Here is a 22,323-nt window from a genome sequence, read left to right as displayed (position 1 = left end):
ACTGATTCAGCGCTGAGCCGAGAGCACAAGATTAAAATTTTACTCCCCTTAAATGACACAGAGGTGACGTCGATGACGCGCTAATGCGCTGACAACAGTCACTAACCGCAATTAGATCGGGATTTGCTGAAGCCATTTAGCCGCCTGGGTCGGAGGGGCAGATCACGCACCGACCTGACGCATAGCTGCCTGCCGTGGAAGTGATGCTAAAACAATCTATTGTGATGGCATAACGGAACCGCGCGGTGGAGATCTCGGGTATGTTTATTTTTACGACGTACGCATCAATGCGGAAAATCATTATGATGTTAACTTCATCAACATAACGATGAAGCTGTTAACCATTTTGGTTATTTAACAAACAACAGAATAACGGTACGGCAACATACGCGCGTCCTGTATTTGCGGTGTTAGAGTGCGCGGCAGCTAAAATCGAACCACTGGGGTTGCCTGTCAGGCCACATTACCGGCCATACTGGAACAGACAACGCCTTATGGACTCTGGGCCACCGCGGTTAAGATGCGGATACAGAAAGGGCCTGTTTCCCACAGGATTAAACGGACAATCATTAAAGGAGAAGGGCTGTGGTGTTATCTCGATGGGCAAGAGCAGGTCTGGCACTACTGGTGATGCTGTCATCCATATTAACCCAGGCCGCCCAGCCTGACCGGAGCTACCGTTTCAGCATTCTGCACACCAACGATCAGCATGGTCATTTTTGGTTTAATGAGCAGGGCGAATATGGGCTGGCTGCGCAAAAAACGCTGATGGATACGCAACGTTACGCCATCCAGGCCAAAGGCGGTGGCGCGCTAATTTTGTCTGCGGGCGATGTTAACAGCGGCGTGCCTGAATCGGATGAACTGGATGCTGAACCCGATATCCGCGGTATGAACCTGATTGGCTATGATGCCATGACATTGGGTAATCACGAGTTTGATAAACCGCTCGCCGTCCTGCGTAAACAGGAAAAATGGGCCAAATTCCCTTTCCTGGCCGCTAACGTCTACCAAAAAAGCACTGGTAAACGCCTGTTTAAACCCTGGGCTGTCTTTCAGCGCATGGGGTTGAAAATCGCTGTGCTCGGGTTGATCACGCCAGATACCGCCAAATTGACGAACCCTGCACAGCTAACCGACATCGAATTCCGCGATCCCGTTACCGAAGCAGAAAAGGCCGTGGCCGAGCTGCGTGCCAGCGACAAGCCAGACGTTATCGTGGCGTTAACCCATCTTGGTCATTACGACGATGGTAAGCACGGCAGTAACGGTATAGGTGACGTGACGCTGGCGCGCAGTCTGCCGAAAGGCACGCTTGATGTGATCGTCGGCGGGCACTCTCATGATGCGGTATGTATGGAAAAAGAGAATGTCAGTCGTAAAGACTACCTGCCAGGCCAACCCTGTCAGCCTGACCGTCAGAACGGCGTATGGATTATGCAGGCGGAAAAATGGGGCAAATACGTGGGCCGCGGCGATTTTATCTATCGCAATGGGGAATTAAGCCTGGAGGCCTATCAACTCATACCGGTTAACCTCAAGCACAAAATCAAAAACCATGATGGCAGTGAGTCCTGGCTTACCTGGCAGCAAGCGATCCCCAATAACACCGCAATGATGAAATTACTGACGCCTTTTCAAAAGCGAGCTGATGCCAAACTATTGGTGAATGTCGGCAGCATGAAAGGGGATTTCCCCGGTGAAAAACAGACAGTGCGCTTTACACAAAGCGCTATCGGGCAGTTGATATTGCGTGCACAGATGGCGGCGACGCAGGCTGACTTTGCTGTGATGAGCGGCGGCGGTATCCGCACTTCGCTTAAATCAGGCCCGGTAACCTGGCGCGATCTGTTACAGGTACAACCTTTCGGCAATCATGTGGTTTCCGTGACGATGACGGGCGCAGAAATCAGACGCTATCTGGCGGTGGTGGCAAATATCAAACCCGATTCAGGCGGCTTCGCCCAGTTAGCCAATATCAGCCTCATCGCTAACGGCAGCACAGTCAGTCAGGTGAGCATCAACGGCCAGCCATTGGCGGATGAAAAAACCTACCGTATGGTGACAAACAGTTTTAATGCCGCAGGCGGTGATGGCTATCCGCGAATTGATACGCATCCGGGTTATGTTAACAGCGGCAAGCCAGATGCCCAGGTGTTGCGAGACTGGGTGAGCACGCATTCTCCAGTGAACGTCAACGACTACCAGCCGCATGAAAGTGTCATCTATCAGGCTGAGCCCGCGGCCACGCCGCAGAGTGGCGCGAAAGAAGCGACGCCGCTTCGGCGCTATCCCAAAATGGTGCTGACATGGATCCGACACTGGAACAGTGAAAGCGCGACGCAGCATTAAGCACGAGCAGGGAGGCTGCCTCCCTGCTGTTTATCAGACGCGGCAGGATTTGCGGGCTAACCAGTGCGGACGCAGCTTGTCCCAGACCAGGTTGTAGACAAAGGTGTAGGGCAGAAAGAACAGAAAAAACGCCACTTCGATCAAAAAGGCCTGCCACAGCGAAATCTCCAGCATCCAGGCGGCCAGCGGCAACCCCATCAGGATGAAACCGCCCTCAAAACCCAACGCGTGCAGGATACGAAGCAGGGCGCTGCGTTTCTGCCCGGCCGGGTAAAACCGATCAAACACGCTGTTGTAAATCATATTCCACAGCATCGCCACCGTAGACAACATGATCGCCAGCGCACCCATTTGAAACAGGGGTTTATCCATAATCCATGCCGCCAGCGGGGCGATAGTGACGATGGCCAGGCCTTCAAACAGGGTGGCATGTACGATGCGTTCTGTGATTGAACGGGTTTGCATTTCGATCTCCTTTGTTCAGGTTGCGCATTCTCCCACGTCAAAATGCTAAGATAAAATGATCATCTATCGATAAAAGCGATGGTTTACATGCGTTATTCACCGGAATCTCTGGAAGCTTTTGTACAGACCGTGGCCAGCGGATCGTTTTCTGCCGCCGCTCGTGCACTGAAAAAAAGTCAGTCCACCATCAGTGTGGCCGTGGTCAATCTGGAAGAAGATCTGGGTTTTGCCCTCTTTGACCGGCGCGGTCGCCAGCCACTGCTCACCGAGCAGGGGCGACGCGTGTTGCCTCAGGTGCAGCAAATTCTTGCCGCCAGTGAGCGACTGGACGCGCTGGCAACGCGGCTGTCTGAAGGCGTTGAGCCGCGGCTGAGCGTGGCGGTGTCAGACTTTTGGCAAACCGACTACCACCAGCGTTTACTGAAGCAGTTTGAGGCGCACTACCCGGATGTGGAGCTGGAAGGGATCGCGGCGGAAGATGCGGATGTCCTGGAGCTGTTGCAAGAGGGACGAGCCCACATTGGAGTGATACGTGCCCAGCCGACGCTTCCTGCCGACATCGCGGTCGCCCGGCTGCAGGTCGATGCCGAGTTAGGTATTTACCTGCATCGGGATCATCCCGTGGCCCAACAATCCTCGGTAAACGAAAGTCAGCTTGAACCGCTTCGTCATCTTCGTCTTAATACCTGGACAGCGAAACGTGAGAGCGCGCCGAAAGGGCGCGCCTGGTCTGCGCAAACCTATTATGTGCTGCTGGAAATGGCGGAACAGGGTTTTGGCTGGGGTATTTTACCCCGCTGGCTGGTGAAACAGTGCGGGCACGGCGTGCTGCGGGAACTGCCAATAGCGGGATGGCCGCAGCGCATTGCCGTCGAAGTGGTGTGGTCACGCCGCAATCCGCCCGGTCCCGCTGGGCGCTGGATGATCGATCAACTCTGTGCGCTGCCACCGGCTTAATCGCGCCGGGCGATATCCGCTAACGGGGCATCCAACAGCCGGGAGAGATCCTGTGGGCTCAATTCAATATCCAGCCCGCGCTTACCGCCTGAAATAAACAGCGTGGCAAAGTCGTTAGCCGAGCTGTCGATCACCGTTGGCAACCGCTTTTTTTGCCCCAGCGGACTGATGCCGCCCACCAAATAACCGGTGATGCGCTGCGCCAGTATGGGATCGGCCATCTCGGCTTTTTTGGCATTGAACGCCTTTGCCACCTTCTTGAGATCGAGCTGGGTGGCGACAGGCGTGACCGCCACAGCAAGGTGTTTAGCCTCGCCATTCAGCGCCACCAGCAAGGTTTTGTACACCTGCCGGGCATCCAGATTTAGCTTACGGACCGCTTCGTCACCAAAACTGGTTTCGTTGCTGTCATGTTCATAAGGATGCAAAGTGAAGCTGACTTTTTGTTTTGCCAGCAGTTTTACCGCAGGCGTCATAGTATTCTCTTATTCGGAAAAATCTTATTACGTATTATTGAACAATAAATGTGGCGAAATAATGTGCTTTAGGCGAGAATTGCCTCGCGCCAGCAATCCTGTTGTTGGCGACAACTAAAATCATTAACACATTCCTCTTTGAAGAGCCGATATGACTGTCGGCTCTCTTTTTTTGCTCGTTTTATTCCGCGCGCATCATGCCCGGCAGGTTGTTCTCGCCGTATAAATGCAGTGCCCCGACCGCTACCACGTACTGACCAGCAGGCAGAGTGCGTAAATAATCGCACCACTGGCTGTTACGCTGGCTAATCAGCGTGTCGTTCAGTGTCTGACTGAAGGTCGCAGGCAGAGCAATTTGCGGCTCGCGCGGCGGGCTTTCCAGCCACCAACTCACCATCGTTTGCAACATGCGCGCGTTAGTGTGCCAATGGGTCAGCGTATCTGCCAGCAGCGCCATGCCGTCGTCAGGTAATGATTTCAGCAGGCTGATTTGTGCCTGCGCACCTTCCAGTTCAATCACGGGTTTATCCATCGCCCGCGCCGCCTGCAGTAGCTGATAATCAATGCCGTAATCAGGACGCAAACCCAGCCGCTGCGCCTGCTGCGCCTGTAACATCAGGGCAATTTGCCAGGCCGGTAACGTATCGAACCTGCTCAGGGATAAACCGGTTTCATTACACAGTGTTTCAAGCTTCGCCAGCGCCTCATCATCCATTCTGGCGGTCAGTGGCGGACGTTCCTCCGTGTTTTCAAACGGCGATCCTCCCTGAGTAATATCCGCTTCAACAACCAGCGCGTCGGCTTTTTGTAACTGCTGTAGCAGCCGGACCGGCAGGGGCTGCATGTCACGAGTGCCCATATGAATGCTTCCTACCAGATGAAACCGGCATTCGCCAGACTGAATATCTACGGCTGGCCAACGATAACTGGTAGGGAAAAGCGGGTTAATCCAGTTACGTAAACGTTGCAAAAGGCGCGCTGTCATTCCCTGTCCTTCACTGTGTTAAAGAAACCATGCTAGCGGGATCGCGTCACGAAAGACAGAGCAGGGCAGTTATTGCTAAACGCGGGGCTTATAGCGCAGCAGGCGGTTAGCATTACTCACCACGGTGATGGACGACAGCGCCATCGCTGCCCCGGCAAACACCGGGCTGAGCAGCAGGCCAGTAAAGGGAAAGAGCACGCCCGCTGCCAAGGGAATGCCGATAATGTTATAGATAAACGCACCAAACAGGTTCTGCCGGATATTGCCCAGAGTGGCGGAGGCAATTTTCAAGGCATCGACTACGCCATGCAGATCGGCTCGCATCAGGGTAATTGCTGCGGTTTCCACAGCCACGTCGCTGCCGCTGCCCATCGCAATACCGACATCAGCCAGCGCCAGCGCCGGGGCATCATTAATGCCATCGCCCACCATCGCGACGCGTTGCCCTTGCTGCTGCAACTGGCTAATCGCATCGGCTTTGCCATCGGGCAGCACGCCAGCAATCACCTCATCAATACCGGCCTCATGAGCAATAACCTGGGCCGTATTTTCATGATCCCCGGTCAACATAATCAGTCGGTAGCCCGCATGATGCAGCCTTTGCAAGGCCGCTTTTGCCTCGGGCCGCAGCGTATCACGCAAGCCAATCAGTCCCGTAAGCTGCCCGTCTTCTGCCAGCAATACCGGCGTCGCGCCTTGCCGGGTGAGTCTGTCAATCTCTGCCAGAGCCGGTTGGCAATCCACGCCGTGCGCATTCAGCAGGCTGACATTGCCCAGTAATAGCGTTCTGTTGTCGAGTATGCCGCTTACGCCTTTGCCGCGTATTGTACGAAATTGCGCAATATCGGCTCGAACAGCCTCCCCTGTTTCTGCAAGGATCGCTTTCGCCAGCGGATGACTTGACATCTGCTCCAGCGCTGCCGCCGCAGACAGGACCGATTGACGCGTACTGCCGTTCCAGTTCACCACGTCGGTGACCTGCGGCGTGCCGCTTGTCAGCGTTCCGGTTTTATCAAACACCAGCGTATCAATATGGCTGGCGCGCTGCAGTGCATCCGCATCGCGCACCAGCACACCATATTCGGCGGCGCGTCCGGTACCGGCGATGATCGACATCGGCGTGGCCAGGCCCAGCGCACAGGGACAGGCAATAATCAGTACCGTGGTCGCCACGACCAGAGCATAGGCCATTTGTGGCGCTGGCCCCGCGATATACCAGATCGCGGCGCTGAGCAGAGCGATAAGCACGACCACCGGCACGAACACGGCAGAGATACGATCGGCCAGACGGCCCACATCCGGCTTACTGCTTTGGGCCTTACGCACTAACTGAATAATGCGCGCCAGCGTGGTGTTGCCGCCGGTTGCGCGGGCAATAAAGCGCACCGTTCCGTCCTGCACCAGCGTGCCGGCAAACAGGCTATCGCCCTGCGTTTTACTTTGCGGCACCGCCTCACCGGTGAGCATTGCCTCGTCGCACCAGGCCTCGCCCTCCTGCACTTCGCCATCGACGGGTACGCGATCGCCCGCCACCAGCCGCAGAGTCATACCGGGTTGTACCGCACTGACCGGCATCAGGGTTTCCCCCTGGTCAGTTATCACTCTGGCCTGATCCGGTGTCAGATCGAGCAGGCGCTCCAGGGCTCGGGATGAGCGCTGACGTGCACGTTGCTCAAGCGCATGACCCAGATTGATCAGGCCGAGAATCATCACGCTGGCTTCAAAGTAGAGATGGCGCGCCTGCTGCGGGAAAAAATCAGGCCAGATCACCACGCTGAAGGAGTAAATCCAGGCGGCGGCCGTGCCCAGTGCCACTAAGGTATCCATCGTTGCGCTGCGGTTAACCAGGCTGCGCCAGGCGCTGCGATAGAAGTGACCGCCTGCGGCCACCATCACCAGCAGCGTTACGATGCCGAGCACCCGCCAGGTGGTGTGATTATCCGCAGTGAGCATCATATTGTCGCCCAGCATGCCCCAGATCATCAGCGGCACGCCAAACAACAGTGCGATACCTGCCTGCCAGCTAAAGCGTTGCATGGCACGTCGGGCGCTGCGCTGCTGCTTCTCGCGGCGTTGCTGTTCGTCGTCGACCACTTCAGCCCCGTAGCCGGCTGCATCCACGGCGGCGACCAGCTGATGGGGTTCAACGTTACCCATCACCAGCGCACTGCGCTCGGCCAGATTCACCCGGGCCTGCTGCACGCCACTGACCTGCTCAAGGGCTTTCTCTACCCGGCTGACGCAGCTGGCACAGCTCATCCCCTCGATGAGCAGCACGTGAGCGGCCAGGTTTTCGGTTGCCGGAAGAGAAGGGGACTCCGTTGTCAGCGCCTCCGGCGGCGGCTCTGCTGCTGTCAACGGCTCAGGCTTTGGGCGGGTGCCCGCAGCTTTTAATGTTGCATGGTAGCCCGCCTGTTCAACGGTGGCGATCAGGGCTGTCGCCTCTGCATAGCCCGACACGCTGGCTTCCTGCTGTGTAACCTCAGCCTGCTCGACATCGTCGCGCCCTTCGAGCGCTTCCTTGACGCGTTTTACGCAGTGGCCGCAGGACAATCCGTCCAGCGTCAGAACAATCGTGTTTGACATGGTTGACTCCTTTGTCGGATGTGCATGATTGCGCATTCAAATGGGATTGGTGCTAAGGTTAAACCTTCCATCAAGGGGAAGGTCAAGGAACCAATTATGAACATTAGTGCCGTGGCAAAAAAGACCGGATTAACCAGCAAGGCCATCCGTTTCTATGAAGAAAAGGGCGTGGTAACGCCACCATTACGCGGCGATAACGGCTACCGGCATTATAATTCGCACCATCTTGATGAACTGAATTTATTGCGGCAGGCACGCCAGGTGGGTTTTACCCTGGATGAGTGCCGCGAGCTGGTCGGGCTGTTTAACGATCCCGATCGCCACAGCGCGGATGTGAAAGCCCGCACGTTGCAAAAAGCCGATGAAATTGCTGCACATATTGAAGAGTTGCACGCCATGCGCGCTCGGCTGCTGGCGCTGGCGGCGGCATGCCCGGGCAACGACAGCGCGGACTGCCCCATCATTAATAACCTGGCAGGCTGCTGCAGTCAGGTTGGCGGCAAGCGTGACTGAATGCGCAGGGTGATCCCTTCCACCGCGACGACCTCGACCAGCGCGCCTGCTGGCAAATTCTGGTCTGCCTGAACACGCCAACTGCTGTCGCCGATGCGAACATGACCAATGCCATTTTGCAACGCGCTGTCCAGGGTTAGCTGCAGGCCGATCATCTGGTTGCCGCGCTGATTAAGTGAGTTTGGCTGCTGGTTGCGCTCACGGTAACGCATCACGCGATGCCAGATAAATACACTGGCCAGCGTCAGCACGGCAAACAGACAGCCCTGTCCGGTCCAGCTCAGTGGCAAAAACCATTCCGTGATGCCGACCAGCATGGCGGCCAGCCCGCTCCAGAGCAAATAGCCGTTCGTGCCGAGCATTTCTGCCGCCAGTAATAACCCGCCCAGCGTCAGCCAGAACCAGTGCGGATGTGCGACGATCTCGCTCACCATCAGCGTTTCGACTCGTTGCGGGTTTCTTTTAACAGCTCACTGATACCACCAATCGCACCCAGCAGGCTGCTGGCTTCCAGCGGCATCATGACGACTTTACTGTTGCTGGATTCACCAATTTTTTGCAGCGCATCCGTGTATTTCTGCGCCACAAAATAATTCACCGCCTGAATATCGCCAGCGGCAATGGCTTCTGACACCATCTTCGTGGCGCGAGCCTCTGCTTCAGCCTGGCGTTCGCGCGCTTCAGCTTGCAGGAATGCGGAGGTCCGCTCCCCTTCGGCTTTCAGTATCTGTGCCTGCTTTTCACCTTCTGCGCGTAAAATTTCGGCCTGACGCACGCCTTCCGCCGTCAGAATATCGGCACGTTTGGTCCGCTCCGCCTTCATCTGCGCGTTCATGGCACCAATCAGTTCCTGTGGTGGGCGGACATCACGAATTTCGATTCGGGTGATCTTCACGCCCCACGGATTGGTGGCTTCGTCAACGATATGCAGTAAGCGGGTATTGATACTGTCACGTTGAGACAGCATTTCATCCAGTTCCATGCTGCCCAGCACGGTACGCATATTGGTCATGGTGAGGTTAAGGATCGCCAGTTCCAGATTGCTGACTTCATAGGCTGCCCGCGCCGGATCGATAGCCTGCACAAAACAGACGGCATCAATGGTGACGTTGGCATTGTCTTTGGAGATGATCTCCTGAGAGGGAATATCCAGCACCCGTTCCATCATATTAATCTTATGGCCGACGCGATCCATAAAGGGAACAACAAGGCTCAGGCCGGGCTGAAGCGTGCGGGTATAACGGCCAAAGCGTTCGACTGTCCACTGATAGCCTTGTGGAACAATTTTCACGCCGGACCAGACGGTGACCAGGGCGACCAGGATAAGTACAGGAATGACGGTGAGCATATAACCTCCAGGTTGTCAGATGAACGGGCCAAATCGTTCGGCCCGTTTTCTGCTTACATCAGTAAAGCAGGGAATAAAGCTGACGGCGATAGCGTGCGGCCAGCGCATCGCCCGTGCCTAATGCCGCCAGAATCTCCTGCAACATTTTACGCGCCTGGCCGTCAGCGGCGTTCAGATCACGCTTGATGACGTTAAACAGCAGTTCCAGTGCTTCTTCATTACGACCGACCTGATGCAGTTGCAGCGACAGTTTGGTCGCCAGTTCGGCGTTTTCCGGGTCAGTTTCCAGTTGGGATTGCAGTTGCTGAATTTCGGGTGTGTCAGCCGCCTGTTTCAGTAAATCGATCTGGGCGATCAGGCTCTGATAACGGGTGTCCTGATCCTGCAACGGCACGGCGTTGAGTACCGTTTCAGCCTCATCACTGCGGTTAAGGGTAATCAGCACCTCTGCCAGCAGAAAACCGATTTCGCTGTCTTTGTTGCTAAGCTGCCAGGCCTCTTTTAGCAGAGGTAATGCGTCCAGCGGTTTGCCTTCCTGCATCAGCGCCATGGCCTGCTGGGCTTTTAACTCTTCTTCGCGCGGCAGCACTTTTTCCAGCAGTGCGCGCACGGCATCTTCCGGCTGTGGTCCCTGGAAACCGTCAACAGGCTGGCCGTTCTGGAACAGGTAAACCGTGGGGATGGAGCGCAACCCAAATTGGGACGCCACCCTTTGTTCTTTGTCACAGTCCAGTTTGGCAAGGATAAACTGGCCCGCATATTCCTGAGCCAGCCGTTCCAGCACAGGCGTCAGTTCCTGGCAATGTTGGCTGCGATCCGACCAAAAGTAGAACAGCACCGGTATCTGCATTGACTGCTCAAGGGTCTGTTGCAGGTTGGATTCGTTAATGTCGATAATCGAAGCGTGTGGTGACATGACTAAGTCTCTTTGCAGAAAATGTTTAAAGAATATGGGGCCGACCGCCCCTGCTTCAAGTTGTATTCGCGCAATACCTTTACTGACTGCGAATTATGCGATCCAGTATCCAGCCTGGCAGCAGGCGTTTCAACAGGCCCATCGCGTGTGCGACCAGCGTCACCGGATAACGTAAACGTGGATGTTTGCTTTCGAGCGCATGGCGCAGCTTAGGTAAAATGGCTTCAGGCGGCAGCGTAAATCGCGCCGCCAGACCGGGATTCAGCACCGGATTATCCTGCTCGCCCTGCGTCACATTATCCGTGAAGCGGCTCTGGATTGGACCCGGTTCAATCAGGCTGACGCGCACGCCGCTGGTATGCAGTTCCATGCGTAATGCATCGCTCCAGGCTTCCAACGCGTATTTACTGGCAGCATAAACGCCACGCCCCGGCGTGGAAATCAAGCCCAGCACCGAACTGGTATTAATGATGCGGGCATTGCCAAACGCCTTTAAAGCAGGGAGCAGCCGCACAGTAAGCTGATGGGTGCCAAACACATTACTGGAAAACTGCTGTTCGAATTGCTGACGCGTAATGGTGTTTAACGGACCATAGGTACCAAAGCCGGCGTTGTTGAACAGGGCAAACAGCCGGTTATCGGTGAGCGCCAAAACCTCATCGGCGGCGCGGTCAACGCTGTCAGGATCGTCCAGATCCAACAGCAGCCCGGTAAAACCCAGGCTTTGCATTCGCGCCACATCTTCAGCTTTACGGCAGGCCGCAATGACGTGATAACCGCGCGCCAGCAGGTCATTGGCCGCCACCAGGCCAATGCCGCTCGAACAGCCCGTGATCAAAATGGTTTTTTGCATGTGTTACCTTTTTTGCACAACTACTGCTTAACTAATGGGGTCAGTTCTTTCGCCATCAGTCCGGCGATAAAGGGTTGGGCATCAGGATTGGGATGAATACCGTCCTGCTGCATCCATTCGGGTTTTAAATAAACCTGCTCCATAAAAAAGGGCAGTAAAGGAATGTCATGCTGTTTCGCCAGTTGCGGATAAATCGCGCTGAACGCATCCGTATAGCGACGGCCATAGTTAGCCGGTAAACGGATCTGCATCAGAATCGGTTTAGCCCTGGCGGCTTTGACCTGCTCAATGACTGTACCTAATGTTTGTGCAATATCCTTCGGGGGAAAGCCACGTAAGCCGTCGTTACCGCCCAATTCGATTAACACCCACTGCGGTTGATGCTGCTTTAATAGGGCAGGTAAGCGCGCCAGTCCTTGTGCGGCGGTATCGCCGCTAATACTGGCATTAATCACTCTGGGCTGCTGCTGCCAGGTTTTATCGAGCAGGCTGGGCCAGGCCTTACTGGCCGACATCTGATAGCCTGCGCTCAGGCTGTCACCCAGTACCAGCAACGTATCGGCCGCAGCAAGACGGGACACCAACAGACAGCACAATAACAGGAAAGGATAATGCCAGCGGAAAACATTCTTGAAGTTCATCATCTTACTAAGTCCGTGGGTCAGGGAGATCATCAGTTAACCATCCTTACCGGAGTTGAGTTAGTTGTCAAACCAGCTGAAACAATCGCCCTGATTGGCGAGTCGGGATCGGGTAAATCCACGCTGTTAGGTATTCTGGCCGGTCTGGATGACGGCAGCGACGGCGAGGTGCATCTGCTAGGCCAGCCGTTGCATAAAATGAATGAAGAGCAGCGGGCAGCCTTACGAGCGCAGCAGGTGGGATTTGTGTTCCAGTCTTTTATGCTGGTGCCGACGTTAAATGCGCTGGAAAACGTCCAGTTGCCTGCGCTGCTGCGCGGTGAGAGCGACCGCCAGAGCCGCGACCAGGCACGAGAGTTGCTCACGCAGTTAGGCCTTGGCGAGCGTTTGCAGCATCTGCCTGCACAATTATCCGGTGGCGAACAGCAACGCGTCGCGCTTGCCCGGGCATTCAGCGGTCGCCCAGGACTGCTGTTTGCCGATGAACCCACGGGGAATCTGGATCGTAAAACCGGCGATCGTATCGTTGATCTGCTGTTTTCCCTGAACCGCGATTTTGCCACGACGTTAATTCTGGTTACCCATGACGAGCAGCTGGCGGCGCGCTGCAACCGGCGCTTGCGTCTGCGTGACGGTAAACTGTGGGAGGCGCAATGATCTGGCGCTGGTTCTGGCGTGAGTGGCGTTCGCCCTCACTGTTAATCGTCTGGCTGGCGCTTACGCTGGCAGTGGCCTGCGTGCTGGCGCTGGGATCAATCAGCGACCGCATGGAAAAGGGGCTGAGTCAGCAGAGCCGCGACTTTATGGCGGGCGATCGTACCCTGCGTACCAGCACGGCGGCCCCGCCTGACTGGCTGGCGAAAGCGCAGGAAACGGGATTATCGGTCAGCCGTCAGCTGAGTTTTATGACCATGACGTTTGCTGACCAGACGCCGCAGCTGGCGTCGGTGAAGGCCGTGGATAACCACTATCCGATGTTTGGTGAATTGCAAACCCGCCCGCCGGGCGTAAAGCCCCAGCCCGGCACTGCGCTGGCCGCCCCGCGCTTAATGGCGCTGCTCAATCTGAAAGTGGGCGATCAACTTGATGTCGGCGACACGACGCTGCGCATTGCCGGAGAGGTGATTCAGGAGCCGGATGGCGGTTTCAATCCGTTTGAGATGGCACCGCGTTTACTGATTAACCTGGCCGATGCCGATAAGACCGGGGCGATCCAGCCCGGCAGCCGTATTACCTGGCGCTATAAGTTTTCTGGCAACCCACAGCAGCTGGAAAATTACGATCGCTGGATAACGCCACAAATTAAAACCGGCCAACGCTGGATCAGTATCGAGAATTCCGAAGATGCCTTGGGGCGTTCGATGCAGCGCGCGCAGCAGTTTTTACTGTTGTCGGCGTTGTTAACGCTGATGCTGGCGATTGCGGCTGTGGCGGTGGCGATGAGTCATTATTGCCGTAGCCGGTATGATCTGGTGGCGGTGCTGAAAACCCTGGGCGCCACACGCGGCGTATTGCAAAAGCTGATTATCGGTCAGTGGCTGGCGGTATTGCTGCTGGCAGCCGTGGCGGGAGGCGCGGTGGGACTGGCGGTCGAAGCCCTGTTGATGGCGATGCTCAAACCTGTTCTGCCAGCATCCTTACCTGACGCCAGCCTGTGGCCGTGGGTGTGGGCTGTCGGATCGCTGTTTGTGATTTCCCTGCTGGTGGGATTACGTCCTTACCGCCTGTTGCTGGCGACTCAGCCTTTACGCGTATTACGGCGTGATGCCGTTGCCACCGTCTGGCCGCTGAAAATATATTTACCGGCGATGGGGGCCGTGGTGGTGGGGCTACTGGCTGCGCTGGTCGGCGGCAGTAAAATGCTGTGGGCGTTGCTGGCGGGGGTGGTGATACTGGCGGGCCTGCTGGCGCTGCTTGGCTGGGGCACGTTACTGCTTCTGCGCCGTCTGACGGTGCGAAGTCTGGCGCTGCGGTTGGCAATTAATCGCCTGCTGCGACAGCCCGCCATGACGCTGAGCCAGTTGGCCGCGTTTTCCCTGTCGTTTATGCTGCTGGCGCTGTTGCTGGTAATGCGTGGCGATCTGCTGGATCGCTGGCAACAGCAGTTGCCCGCCGACAGCCCAAACTTTTTCCTGCTCAATATGACGGCCGATCAGGTGCCGCAGGTACGTGACTTCCTGCAGGCGCATCAGGTGAAACCGGAAACCTTTTATCCGATTGCCCGCATGCGCCTCAGCGAACTAAATGGCAAAGCGGCCGATCCCGAACGGGATAATGCGCTCAACCGCGAGCTGAACCTGACCTCGCTGGCGGCTATCCCACAGCATAATCCGCTGGTGGCGGGCAGCTGGCCGCCGAAAGCGGGCGAAGTATCGATGGAGGTCGACCTGGCGGATCGGCTCGGTGTAACGCTGGGGGACAGCTTAACCTTTGAGGGGGATACGCAACAGCTCAGTGCCAAAATCACCAGCCTGCGTAAAGTCGACTGGGAAAGTCTGCGGCCCAATTTCTTCTTTATCTTTCCGCCGGGGGCGCTCGACAGCCAGCCGTTGACCTGGCTCACCAGCTTCCGGTTGGATAACAACCCCAGGCTACTGGCGCAGCTCAACCGCGAGTTTCCGGCCCTGAGCCTGCTGGATATTGGCAGCATTATGCGTCAGATCGGCCAGGTGCTGACGCAGGTCAGTCAGGCGCTGGAAATTATGGTGGTGCTGGTAACCGCCTGCGGCATATTGCTGCTGATGGCTCAGATTCAGGTGGGCATGCGCCAGCGCCGTCAGGAACTGGTCGTGTACCGCACGCTGGGGGCCGGCAAGCGCCTGTTGCGCACGACATTGTGGTGGGAGTTTGCGCTGATCGGCGTGGTCTCCGGCGTGGCAGCGGCGGTGGGTGCCGAAGCGGCGTTATGGGGATTACAGCGTAAAATCTTTGATTTCCCGTGGCAGCCCGACTGGACTTTGTGGCTGGCTTTGCCCTTGTGTGGCGCGTTGTTACTGTCGCTGTGCGGGGGCTGGCTGGGCGTGCGTTTGCTGAAAGGCAACGCGTTGTTCAGGAAATTCGACGCCGCATAAAAACGCCGTGCGCACTCATGCTGCGCACGGCGATTATCGTCATTACAGCCTGGCTGTGGCCCAGTGAAGACCGCTGGCGTATTCAGCAGGCAGCAGGGGCAGCAACGCATGCAGCGCGGCTTTCAGTCGGGAGTGATCGCTGTCGGTAAGGTTGAGATGACCCACCTTGCGTCCTTCCCGCACCGCTTTGTCGTACCAGTGCAAATGCACAAGCGGCTGCTGCAGCCAGTCTGGATTGATGGCGGTGCCAATCAGATTGACCATCACTGAGGGCGCAATCACCACCGGCTGGGGTAAGGCCAGATTCAGAATCGCACGCAGGTGCAGTTCAAACTGGCTGATTGATGCGCCATTCTGCGTCCAGTGTCCGCTGTTGTGCACTCTGGGAGCCAGTTCATTGATCAGCAAACCCTGCGGTGTGACAAAACATTCCATTGCCATCACGCCAACATAGTTCAGCTCGTGCAGGATAGCGCTCAGCATCGCTTCAGCCTGTTGCTGCTGTAGCGCATCCGCCTGCGGGAAGGCGACGCTGGTGCGCAGAATGCCGTCTTCATGGAGATTATGTGTCAGGGGATAAAATACGGTGCTGCCATCGTGACCGCGCGCGCCGACCAGCGACACTTCACCTGAGAAGTTAATGCCCTGCTCGACGATGCACTCGCCGTAGCAGTCGTCGGGTAAGGTTGCTGTTTCGTTGGCGCGTAATCGCCACTGACCGCGGCCGTCATAGCCACCGGTGCGACGTTTAACAATTGCCAGCTCACCCAGACGACTGAAAACGGCGGGCCATTCGCCCTTGTCTGCCAGCAGTTGCCAGGGCGCGGTGGCCAGATTGAGCTGGTCCAGCAGTTGTTTTTGCGTCAGGCGATCGGCCAGACGCGGGAAAATATCCCGGTTCACAAAGGCTGAATGAGACGCCAGTTCACGCGTCAGTGCCGTTTCCGGCCAGCGTTCGATCTCGGCGGTAATCACGCTTTCTGCTATAGGCAGGGCGGCGGGATCGGCATCCAGGCCCACCGGATGCACAGCAATGCCCATCGGCTCGCCCGCCTGGCGTAACATGCGGCCAAGCTGACCATTACCCAGTACACAAACCGGCTTCATGCTTCCTCCCGCGGGTCCGGGTTAGCCAGCACCTCATCGGTCTGCGCCTGACGCCAGTTGGCCAGACGAGATGCGAGCGCGCTGTCGTGAATCGCCAGAATCTGCGCAGCCAGCAATGCCGCATTAGCGGCACCGGCTTTACCAATCGCCAGCGTACCCACCGGGATGCCGCGCGGCATTTGCACAATAGAGTAGAGGCTGTCGATGCCGCTCAGTGCTGCGCTCTGTACCGGCACGCCCAGCACCGGCAGCAGCGTTTTTGCCGCCAGCATGCCAGGCAGGTGCGCCGCGCCACCGGCACCGGCAATAATGACCTGAAAGCCTTTATCTGCGGCCGTTTCGGCAAAGCTAAACAGCTTGTCTGGGGTACGGTGCGCTGAAACCACTTCCACATGGAAGGGCACGTCCAGGCTGGAGAGGATTTCCGCAGCGAACTGCATGGTGGACCAGTCACTTTTGGAACCCATAACAACAGCGATGCGGGCCGGGGCGGCATTCGACGACATGCGGTCAACTCCTGTGAATGAAAACACACCTGACCAGGCGGACAGGTTTTGAAGGGCACAGAGAATAGCATGGGAAGCGCACAAGGAAAACGGTTGCGTCGGGATTACACGTGGTGCTTTTAGGGTTTTATCGACATTCTGTTCTCTGACGTTGACGCGCGAGAAACGCTGAACTTTAGTTAACAGTGTTGCAAGGTGACTGACATGATGAGCCGTGCTGCACCCGGCTGGCAAGGAATGACGTTAACTGACACAAAGAGGAACAGGATGATTTCACGCTGGCAACTGATTTTCAGACAAACAGGCAGGAAACTGTGGTTCAGGGCAACTTTATTTGCCCTTGCTGCAGTTGTCAGCGCCCTGGCCTCGATTGTCTTTAAATCTGCGATTCCACCCTCGGTTTCGGTAAAAGTCGGTGCTGACGCGGTGGACAATATCCTGAATATTCTGGCGTCCAGCATGCTGGCGGTCACCACGTTTTCCTTAAGTACGATGGTAGGGGCGTTTGGTTCAGCAACCACACATGTTACGCCGCGAGCCACGAAACTGGTCGTTGAAGACAGTACAACACAAAATGTTCTCGCGACCTTTATTGGCTCATTCCTGTTTAGTCTGGTCGGCATCATCGCACTGAATATGGGAGCTTATGGTGAACAGGGGCGAGTGATTCTGTTTGCGGTCACGCTGGTGGTCATTGCATTAATTCTGGTGACGCTTCTGCGCTGGATTCACCATCTCACCTCGCTTGGCAGCGTTGATGAAACGACCTCACGTGTGGAACGCATGGCGCTTGATGTTTTTAGCGCGCGAGCTCAATCCTCTTGTTTCGGCGCCAGGCCCTGGCGGGAAAGCGATCGTCAACCTGCGGGCACGTTTGCTGTTTATTCGGACGCTATTGGCTATGTTCAGCATATTGATATGGACAGGCTACATAAGGCGATTAAAGACAGCCCTGTACATATTTACTTGGTCGCGCAACCCGGATTTTTTGTTCATCCCGCCCGCCCGGCCATGTTTGTCACCCACGCCCTGTCTGCGGAACAACGCAAACTGATGTTGTCTGCCCTGACAATAGCCGCGTCTCGCACTTTCGCGCAGGATCCCCGTTTTTGCCTGTGCGTGATGGCAGAAATCGCCTCGCGTGCGCTGTCGCCTGCGACTAATGACCCTGGCACCGCCATCGATGTGATCGGGCGAGCCGTCAGAATACTCTCCTGCTATGCACGCGAATGTGCGGTGCCAACGGTGATCTACCCCGCCATTCACGTCGCGCCCTTGTCAGTAGACGCATTATTCGATGATTTTTTCTCCCCTGTAGCGCGAGACGGCGCGGCGATAAAAGAGGTGCAGTTACGGTTACTTAAGGCGCTGGGAATGTTGTCTGTCGCCTGGCCTGATGCGTATCAGGCTGCAGCGTTGCGCCATGCGCATGAAGCCATGGCATACCTGGCGCGGGAAGAGATCATCCAGACGGACAGAGCACGAATTGAGCGCACATGGCGCGAACAATTTGGCGCAGACTATCCCCATCCCTTCCAGGATGAGAAGCTAACCGATTGGCCCTGTCAGAAGTCGAAATCGATCAGTTGAATCCCGCTGGCATCCAGTTGAATCATTGATCCACGGCTGTGCCAGGCACCCAGTACGGCACGCTGCGCGCGTTCGCCATTTAGCGACAGATCGTGAATCGCCGGGCGGTGCGTATGACCATGAATCAGCAACGGCACCTGCTGACGCAACATGGCTTCCACGACGGCCTGCTGATTCACATCCATAATCTCCAGCGACTTATGCTGATTGGCCTGTTTACTGTTGGCGCGCATGCGTTCTGCAATGCGTTTGCGAATAAACAGCGGCAGCGCCAGGAACAGGCGTTGAATCCAGGGATTGTGCACTTTGGCACGGAACTGCAGGTAGCCAGCATCGTCGGTGCACAGTGTGTCGCCGTGCATAATCAGCAGTCGATGGCCGTAAAGCGTCAGCACGCGCTCTTCAGGCAAGAGCGTCATGCCACTGGCGCGGGCAAAGCGTTGGCCGATCAAGAAGTCGCGGTTGCCGTGGATAAAATACAGTGGAACGGGCACGGCACGCAGGGCTTCAGCGACCTGTTGATGCAGGGGATTAGGATCGTCATCGCCGATCCAGGCTTCAAACAGATCGCCCAGAATATAGAGCGCGTCGCAGTGGGGGGCTTCGCGCTGTAAAAAATGCAGAAAACCGGCGGTGATCGCCGGTTCTTCCTGACACAGATGAAGATCTGCGATAAACAGCGTGCGCGGCATTACTCGCTGACGGTCACTTTCTGAATGATCACGTCATCTTTCGGTACGTCCTGGTGCATACCGCTGCGGCCGGTTGAAACGGCTTTGATTTTCTCAACCACATCCATACCTTCAACCACTTCTGCAAACACACAGTAACCCCAGCCCTGCAGGCTTTCGTCACGGAAGTTCAGGAAGTCGTTGTCAGCCACGTTAATGAAAAACTGTGCGGTCGCAGAGTGCGGTGCAGAGGTACGCGCCATCGCCAGCGTACCTTTGGTGTTTTTCAGGCCGTTGCTGGCTTCGTTACGGATCTCTTCTTTGGTGGCTTTCTGCTTCATGCCAGGCTCAAAACCGCCGCCCTGAATCATAAAGCCGTTAATCACACGGTGGAAAATGGTGTTGTCGTAGAAACCTTCACGGCAGTAATCCAGGAAGTTCTTTACGGTTGCGGGCGCTTTGTCATCGAAGGTCTTGATCACGATATCGCCATGGTTAGTCTGGAAAGTTACCATTTTTTTCGTCCTGTAAAGGTTGTCGTCAGTAGCATAGGGTGCGCTGTTAGGGTGCACACGCCTTTTTCTCGAACGTTCTTATATCATAATTTCCGATAATACGTCAGCCAGGCTGCGCAGTTGGCTTGCTTTGCATCGCGTGACAGATAAAAATACGGCACAATATCAGGATACTTAAAACGGTGCGTTACGCACGCTTACTACGGAAACCCCAATGCTGAAGATTTATAACACCCTGAGTCGACAAAAAGAGGAATTTACCCCTATTCATGCTGGCAAAATCGGCATGTATGTCTGCGGCATCACGGTGTATGACCTCTGTCACATTGGGCACGGGCGCACGTTTGTGGCTTTTGATGTGGTATCGCGCTATCTGCGTTACGTCGGTTATGACGTGAATTATGTGCGCAATATTACCGACATCGATGACAAAATTATCAAGCGCGCCAACGAGAACGGCGAGAGCATCGAAACCCTGACCAATCGTATGATCGCCGAAATGCACAGCGATTTTGATGCACTGGGCATCTTACCGCCGGATTTAGAACCGCGCGCCACGCGCCATATTCCTGAAATCGTCGAACTGGTGGAAAAGCTGATTGCCCGTGGTCATGCCTATGTTGCGGATAACGGCGACGTGATGTTCGATGTGCTGAGTGACGTGGACTACGGTGCGCTGTCGCGTCAGGATCTGGACCAGCTTCAGGCCGGTGCCCGCGTCGAAGTGGCGGATGTGAAGCGTAATCCCATGGATTTCGTCCTGTGGAAAATGTCTAAAGCGGACGAACCCTCATGGCCTTCGCCCTGGGGCCAGGGTCGTCCGGGCTGGCACATTGAGTGTTCCGCCATGAACTGCAAACAGCTTGGTGCGCATTTCGACATTCACGGCGGCGGCTCTGACCTGATGTTCCCGCATCACGAAAACGAAATCGCCCAGTCCACCTGCGCCCATGATGGCCCGTATGTGAATTACTGGATGCACTCCGGCATGGTGATGATTGACCGTGAAAAGATGTCGAAGTCGCTGAATAACTTCTTTACCGTGCGCGACGTGCTGCAGCATTACGATGCCGAAACGGTGCGCTACTTCCTGATGTCTGGTCACTATCGTAGCCAGCTCAACTATGGCGAAGACAACCTGAACCAGGCACGCGCGGCGCTGGAACGTCTTTATACCGCGCTACGTCATACCGATCGTAACGTGGTTGCCCACGGCGGCGAAGCCTTCGAGGCCCGTTTCCGCGAGGCGATGGACGATGATTTTAACACCCCGGAAGCCTATTCCGTGCTGTTCGACATGGCGCGTGAAGTGAACCGTCTGAAAAGCGAAGACATGACGGCAGCCAATGCGTTGGCCGCTAAGCTCCGTGAAATCGCCAACGTGCTGGGTATTCTGCAACAGGAGCCAGAAGTGTTTCTGCAAAGCAGCGCACAGGGCAATGATGATGAAGTGGCGGAAATCGAACACTGGGTGAAAGCCCGTGCTGATGCGCGCGCGGCTAAAGACTGGGCGCAGGCCGATGTGGCCCGCGACAAGCTGAACGCGCTTGGTGTGATTGTCGAAGATGGCCCCCAGGGCTCCAGTTGGCGACGCAAATAACCGGCAACACAGGAGAGGGCGAGCCATCGCCCTTTTTTGTCTATGACGATAAAACAGATTCACCTTCGTGGTTTTCGTTCGGTACGTGATCTGATTCTGCCGCTTCAGCAACTGAACGTGGTAAGTGGACCGAACGGCTGTGGCAAATCCAACCTGTATAAGGCGGTGCGCCTGCTGCACGAGGCCGCCAATGGTCGCCTGGCGTTAGCGCTGGCAGAAGAGGGCGGGATTCAAAAAGTCATGTGGGCAGGGGAACTGCATCGCAGCGCTCGTCGTCAGGATGCCAGCCGACTCATCCTTTCGGTCCTGATGGATGACATGGATTTTGAGCTTGCGGTGGGGTTTCCTCAGAAGCTTGAGACCAGCCTGTTCAACCTCGATCCGCTGGTCAAAGAAGAACACATCTGGCTTAGTGGCCAGCAGCGACGTCCTTCTTCCTGCATTATGCAGCGCACGAATCAGACCGCCTTTTTACACAATGTAGAGGGAGAGCGCGTAAGCTATCCGGCGGTACTGCATCCCGAAGAGTCCCTGTTTGGTCAACTTGGTGAGCCACACCGCTATCCCGAACTTTCTCAGATGCGTGAACGTCTGCGCCAGTGGCGCTTCTATCATGAGTTTGCCGTCTGGCCCGGTTCGCCGATTCGTGCGCCGCAAATTGGCGTGCGCGCCCCTATTCTGGCGCACGATGGCGCTAACCTCGCGGCGGCATGGGCAACCATTGTCGAACGGGGTCATCATGAGTTGCTTTATAAGGTGATAGCTAAAGCCTTCCCTGACACCAAATTTCAGGTGGATGTCCAGAACGGTCGTTTCCAGATGCTGATGCGGCGACAGGGCATTTTGCGTCCGCTGGAAAGCGCCGAGTTCTCTGACGGGACGCTGCGTTTCCTGTGCCTTGTGGTCGCGCTGCTCAGCCCGCGCCCGCCAGCCTTTATGGCGCTCAACGAACCCGAGAACAGCCTGCATGAGGATCTGCTACCGGCCCTGGCGGCACTGATTGCCGAAGCCAGTCAGTTTAGTCAGTTGTGGATCACCAGCCATTCACCCAGGCTGGCCGCGCTGATTGCGCAGCATGCAGAGGTGAATCACATTGAGCTGGAGCAGATGAATGGGGAAACACGGATAGTGGGAGAAGCACAGCTTTAAGGCGCCCCGAGCGGGGCACCTG

The 22,323-nt window shown here is 56.2% G+C and carries 21 protein-coding genes; 8 read left to right on the top strand and 13 right to left on the bottom strand.

The genetic code is table 11. The annotated features are described in order from the left end of the window. Positions 1-585 precede the first annotated feature (585 nt). A complete protein-coding gene (gene ushA, locus CMR03_RS15700) occupies positions 586-2,352 on the top strand; it encodes a bifunctional UDP-sugar hydrolase/5'-nucleotidase UshA (RefSeq protein WP_096011985.1) in 1,767 nt (588 codons plus the stop codon). Between the two features lie 33 nt (positions 2,353-2,385). Here the strand turns inward: ushA and CMR03_RS15695 are convergent, their stop codons facing one another. Beyond that, on the bottom strand, positions 2,386-2,817 hold the full coding sequence (locus CMR03_RS15695; RefSeq protein ID WP_096011984.1) for a multidrug/biocide efflux PACE transporter: 432 nt from the start codon (positions 2,815-2,817) through the stop codon (positions 2,386-2,388). Positions 2,818-2,904: 87 nt separating this feature from the next. Between CMR03_RS15695 and CMR03_RS15690 the strand changes: the two genes are divergently transcribed. Beyond that, positions 2,905-3,774, top strand: a complete 870-nt coding sequence (locus tag CMR03_RS15690) for a LysR family transcriptional regulator (RefSeq protein ID WP_096011983.1) — start codon at positions 2,905-2,907, stop codon at positions 3,772-3,774. On the opposite strand, the gene ybaK is transcribed toward CMR03_RS15690, so the two are convergent. From ybaK to copA, 3 genes are all read right to left on the bottom strand, one after another. Then, the gene (gene ybaK / locus CMR03_RS15685) at positions 3,771-4,250 is read right to left on the bottom strand and encodes a Cys-tRNA(Pro)/Cys-tRNA(Cys) deacylase YbaK (protein WP_096011982.1); all 480 of its coding nucleotides are present in this window, start codon (positions 4,248-4,250) and stop codon (positions 3,771-3,773) included. The two genes, CMR03_RS15690 and ybaK, sit on opposite strands and share 4 nt — an antisense overlap. A gap of 181 nt (positions 4,251-4,431) precedes the next feature. Further along, positions 4,432-5,235: a TraB/GumN family protein gene (locus CMR03_RS15680; protein ID WP_096011981.1), complete on the bottom strand. Its 804-nt coding sequence runs from the start codon at positions 5,233-5,235 to the stop codon at positions 4,432-4,434. A gap of 75 nt (positions 5,236-5,310) precedes the next feature. After that, positions 5,311-7,821 (bottom strand): copper-exporting P-type ATPase CopA, encoded by a 2,511-nt coding sequence (gene copA, locus CMR03_RS15675; RefSeq protein ID WP_096011980.1) that lies wholly within the window; start codon positions 7,819-7,821, stop codon positions 5,311-5,313. Positions 7,822-7,917: 96 nt separating this feature from the next. Between copA and cueR the strand changes: the two genes are divergently transcribed. Continuing rightward, on the top strand, positions 7,918-8,334 hold the full coding sequence (gene cueR / locus CMR03_RS15670; protein ID WP_063878687.1) for a Cu(I)-responsive transcriptional regulator: 417 nt from the start codon (positions 7,918-7,920) through the stop codon (positions 8,332-8,334). Here cueR and CMR03_RS15665 read toward each other — a convergent pair. The 5 genes from CMR03_RS15665 to tesA all read right to left on the bottom strand — a co-directional run bounded on the left by CMR03_RS15665 (position 8,310) and on the right by tesA (position 12,095). Further along, positions 8,310-8,768 (bottom strand): NfeD family protein, encoded by a 459-nt coding sequence (locus CMR03_RS15665; protein WP_096011979.1) that lies wholly within the window; start codon positions 8,766-8,768, stop codon positions 8,310-8,312. The two genes, cueR and CMR03_RS15665, sit on opposite strands and share 25 nt — an antisense overlap. Then, positions 8,768-9,682 (bottom strand): SPFH domain-containing protein, encoded by a 915-nt coding sequence (locus CMR03_RS15660; RefSeq protein ID WP_063878689.1) that lies wholly within the window; start codon positions 9,680-9,682, stop codon positions 8,768-8,770. Before CMR03_RS15660 ends, CMR03_RS15665 begins: the two co-directional genes overlap by 1 nt. A 58-nt stretch (positions 9,683-9,740) precedes the next feature. After that, entirely contained in the window at positions 9,741-10,598 is an 858-nt protein-coding gene (locus CMR03_RS15655) for a thioredoxin family protein (RefSeq protein WP_063878690.1), read from the bottom strand. Between the two features lie 79 nt (positions 10,599-10,677). Next, positions 10,678-11,451, bottom strand: coding sequence for an SDR family oxidoreductase (locus CMR03_RS15650; protein ID WP_063878691.1), 774 nt, complete (start codon positions 11,449-11,451; stop codon positions 10,678-10,680). A gap of 20 nt (positions 11,452-11,471) precedes the next feature. Beyond that, on the bottom strand, positions 11,472-12,095 hold the full coding sequence (gene tesA, locus CMR03_RS15645; RefSeq protein ID WP_172823889.1) for a multifunctional acyl-CoA thioesterase I/protease I/lysophospholipase L1: 624 nt from the start codon (positions 12,093-12,095) through the stop codon (positions 11,472-11,474). Here tesA and ybbA point away from each other — a divergent pair. Beyond that, a complete protein-coding gene (ybbA, locus tag CMR03_RS15640; protein WP_096011977.1) occupies positions 12,063-12,749 on the top strand; it encodes a putative ABC transporter ATP-binding protein YbbA in 687 nt (228 codons plus the stop codon). The two genes, tesA and ybbA, sit on opposite strands and share 33 nt — an antisense overlap. Further along, positions 12,746-15,163: a putative ABC transporter permease subunit YbbP gene (gene ybbP, locus CMR03_RS15635; protein ID WP_096011976.1), complete on the top strand. Its 2,418-nt coding sequence runs from the start codon at positions 12,746-12,748 to the stop codon at positions 15,161-15,163. Before ybbA ends, ybbP begins: the two co-directional genes overlap by 4 nt. A gap of 42 nt (positions 15,164-15,205) precedes the next feature. Here the strand turns inward: ybbP and purK are convergent, their stop codons facing one another. Then, a complete protein-coding gene (purK, locus tag CMR03_RS15630; RefSeq protein ID WP_096011975.1) occupies positions 15,206-16,270 on the bottom strand; it encodes a 5-(carboxyamino)imidazole ribonucleotide synthase in 1,065 nt (354 codons plus the stop codon). Then, on the bottom strand, positions 16,267-16,776 hold the full coding sequence (gene purE, locus CMR03_RS15625; RefSeq protein WP_096011974.1) for a 5-(carboxyamino)imidazole ribonucleotide mutase: 510 nt from the start codon (positions 16,774-16,776) through the stop codon (positions 16,267-16,269). Before purE ends, purK begins: the two co-directional genes overlap by 4 nt. A gap of 267 nt (positions 16,777-17,043) precedes the next feature. Between purE and CMR03_RS15620 the strand changes: the two genes are divergently transcribed. Continuing rightward, positions 17,044-18,366, top strand: coding sequence for a DUF2254 domain-containing protein (locus tag CMR03_RS15620; RefSeq protein WP_096011973.1), 1,323 nt, complete (start codon positions 17,044-17,046; stop codon positions 18,364-18,366). Here CMR03_RS15620 and lpxH read toward each other — a convergent pair. Continuing rightward, positions 18,342-19,058 (bottom strand): UDP-2,3-diacylglucosamine diphosphatase, encoded by a 717-nt coding sequence (gene lpxH, locus CMR03_RS15615; RefSeq protein ID WP_096011972.1) that lies wholly within the window; start codon positions 19,056-19,058, stop codon positions 18,342-18,344. The genes CMR03_RS15620 and lpxH overlap by 25 nt on opposite strands. Beyond that, positions 19,058-19,552, bottom strand: a complete 495-nt coding sequence (ppiB, locus tag CMR03_RS15610) for a peptidylprolyl isomerase B (protein ID WP_063878698.1) — start codon at positions 19,550-19,552, stop codon at positions 19,058-19,060. The genes lpxH and ppiB overlap by 1 nt, the downstream gene beginning before the upstream one ends. Positions 19,553-19,766: 214 nt before the next feature. Between ppiB and cysS the strand changes: the two genes are divergently transcribed. Together cysS and CMR03_RS15600 are read left to right on the top strand one after the other, a co-directional pair. Next, complete coding sequence (cysS, locus tag CMR03_RS15605; RefSeq protein ID WP_096011971.1) at positions 19,767-21,152, top strand: cysteine--tRNA ligase; 1,386 nt, start codon at positions 19,767-19,769, stop codon at positions 21,150-21,152. A gap of 42 nt (positions 21,153-21,194) precedes the next feature. Beyond that, positions 21,195-22,301, top strand: coding sequence for an AAA family ATPase (locus CMR03_RS15600; protein ID WP_096011970.1), 1,107 nt, complete (start codon positions 21,195-21,197; stop codon positions 22,299-22,301). Positions 22,302-22,323: the final 22 nt, after the last annotated feature.

Source organism: Pantoea allii, assembly GCF_002307475.1.
GTDB classification, from domain to species: domain Bacteria; phylum Pseudomonadota; class Gammaproteobacteria; order Enterobacterales; family Enterobacteriaceae; genus Pantoea; species Pantoea allii.
This window is presented reverse-complemented; position numbering and strand designations above follow the sequence as displayed.

Coding starts and splice junctions, on each gene's coding strand:
- CMR03_RS15695 (WP_096011984.1), bottom strand. CDS start 2,817: ATGCAAACCCGTTCAATCACAGAACGCATCGTACATGCCACCCTGTTT.
- CMR03_RS15690 (WP_096011983.1), top strand. CDS start 2,905: ATGCGTTATTCACCGGAATCTCTGGAAGCTTTTGTACAGACCGTGGCC.
- ybaK (WP_096011982.1), bottom strand. CDS start 4,250: ATGACGCCTGCGGTAAAACTGCTGGCAAAACAAAAAGTCAGCTTCACT.
- CMR03_RS15680 (WP_096011981.1), bottom strand. CDS start 5,235: ATGACAGCGCGCCTTTTGCAACGTTTACGTAACTGGATTAACCCGCTT.
- copA (WP_096011980.1), bottom strand. CDS start 7,821: ATGTCAAACACGATTGTTCTGACGCTGGACGGATTGTCCTGCGGCCAC.
- cueR (WP_063878687.1), top strand. CDS start 7,918: ATGAACATTAGTGCCGTGGCAAAAAAGACCGGATTAACCAGCAAGGCC.
- CMR03_RS15665 (WP_096011979.1), bottom strand. CDS start 8,768: ATGGTGAGCGAGATCGTCGCACATCCGCACTGGTTCTGGCTGACGCTG.
- CMR03_RS15660 (WP_063878689.1), bottom strand. CDS start 9,682: ATGCTCACCGTCATTCCTGTACTTATCCTGGTCGCCCTGGTCACCGTC.
- CMR03_RS15655 (WP_063878690.1), bottom strand. CDS start 10,598: ATGTCACCACACGCTTCGATTATCGACATTAACGAATCCAACCTGCAA.
- CMR03_RS15650 (WP_063878691.1), bottom strand. CDS start 11,451: ATGCAAAAAACCATTTTGATCACGGGCTGTTCGAGCGGCATTGGCCTG.
- ybbA (WP_096011977.1), top strand. CDS start 12,063: ATGCCAGCGGAAAACATTCTTGAAGTTCATCATCTTACTAAGTCCGTG.
- tesA (WP_172823889.1), bottom strand. CDS start 12,095: ATGATGAACTTCAAGAATGTTTTCCGCTGGCATTATCCTTTCCTGTTA.
- ybbP (WP_096011976.1), top strand. CDS start 12,746: ATGATCTGGCGCTGGTTCTGGCGTGAGTGGCGTTCGCCCTCACTGTTA.
- purK (WP_096011975.1), bottom strand. CDS start 16,270: ATGAAGCCGGTTTGTGTACTGGGTAATGGTCAGCTTGGCCGCATGTTA.
- purE (WP_096011974.1), bottom strand. CDS start 16,776: ATGTCGTCGAATGCCGCCCCGGCCCGCATCGCTGTTGTTATGGGTTCC.
- CMR03_RS15620 (WP_096011973.1), top strand. CDS start 17,044: ATGATTTCACGCTGGCAACTGATTTTCAGACAAACAGGCAGGAAACTG.
- lpxH (WP_096011972.1), bottom strand. CDS start 19,058: ATGCCGCGCACGCTGTTTATCGCAGATCTTCATCTGTGTCAGGAAGAA.
- ppiB (WP_063878698.1), bottom strand. CDS start 19,552: ATGGTAACTTTCCAGACTAACCATGGCGATATCGTGATCAAGACCTTC.
- cysS (WP_096011971.1), top strand. CDS start 19,767: ATGCTGAAGATTTATAACACCCTGAGTCGACAAAAAGAGGAATTTACC.
- CMR03_RS15600 (WP_096011970.1), top strand. CDS start 21,195: ATGACGATAAAACAGATTCACCTTCGTGGTTTTCGTTCGGTACGTGAT.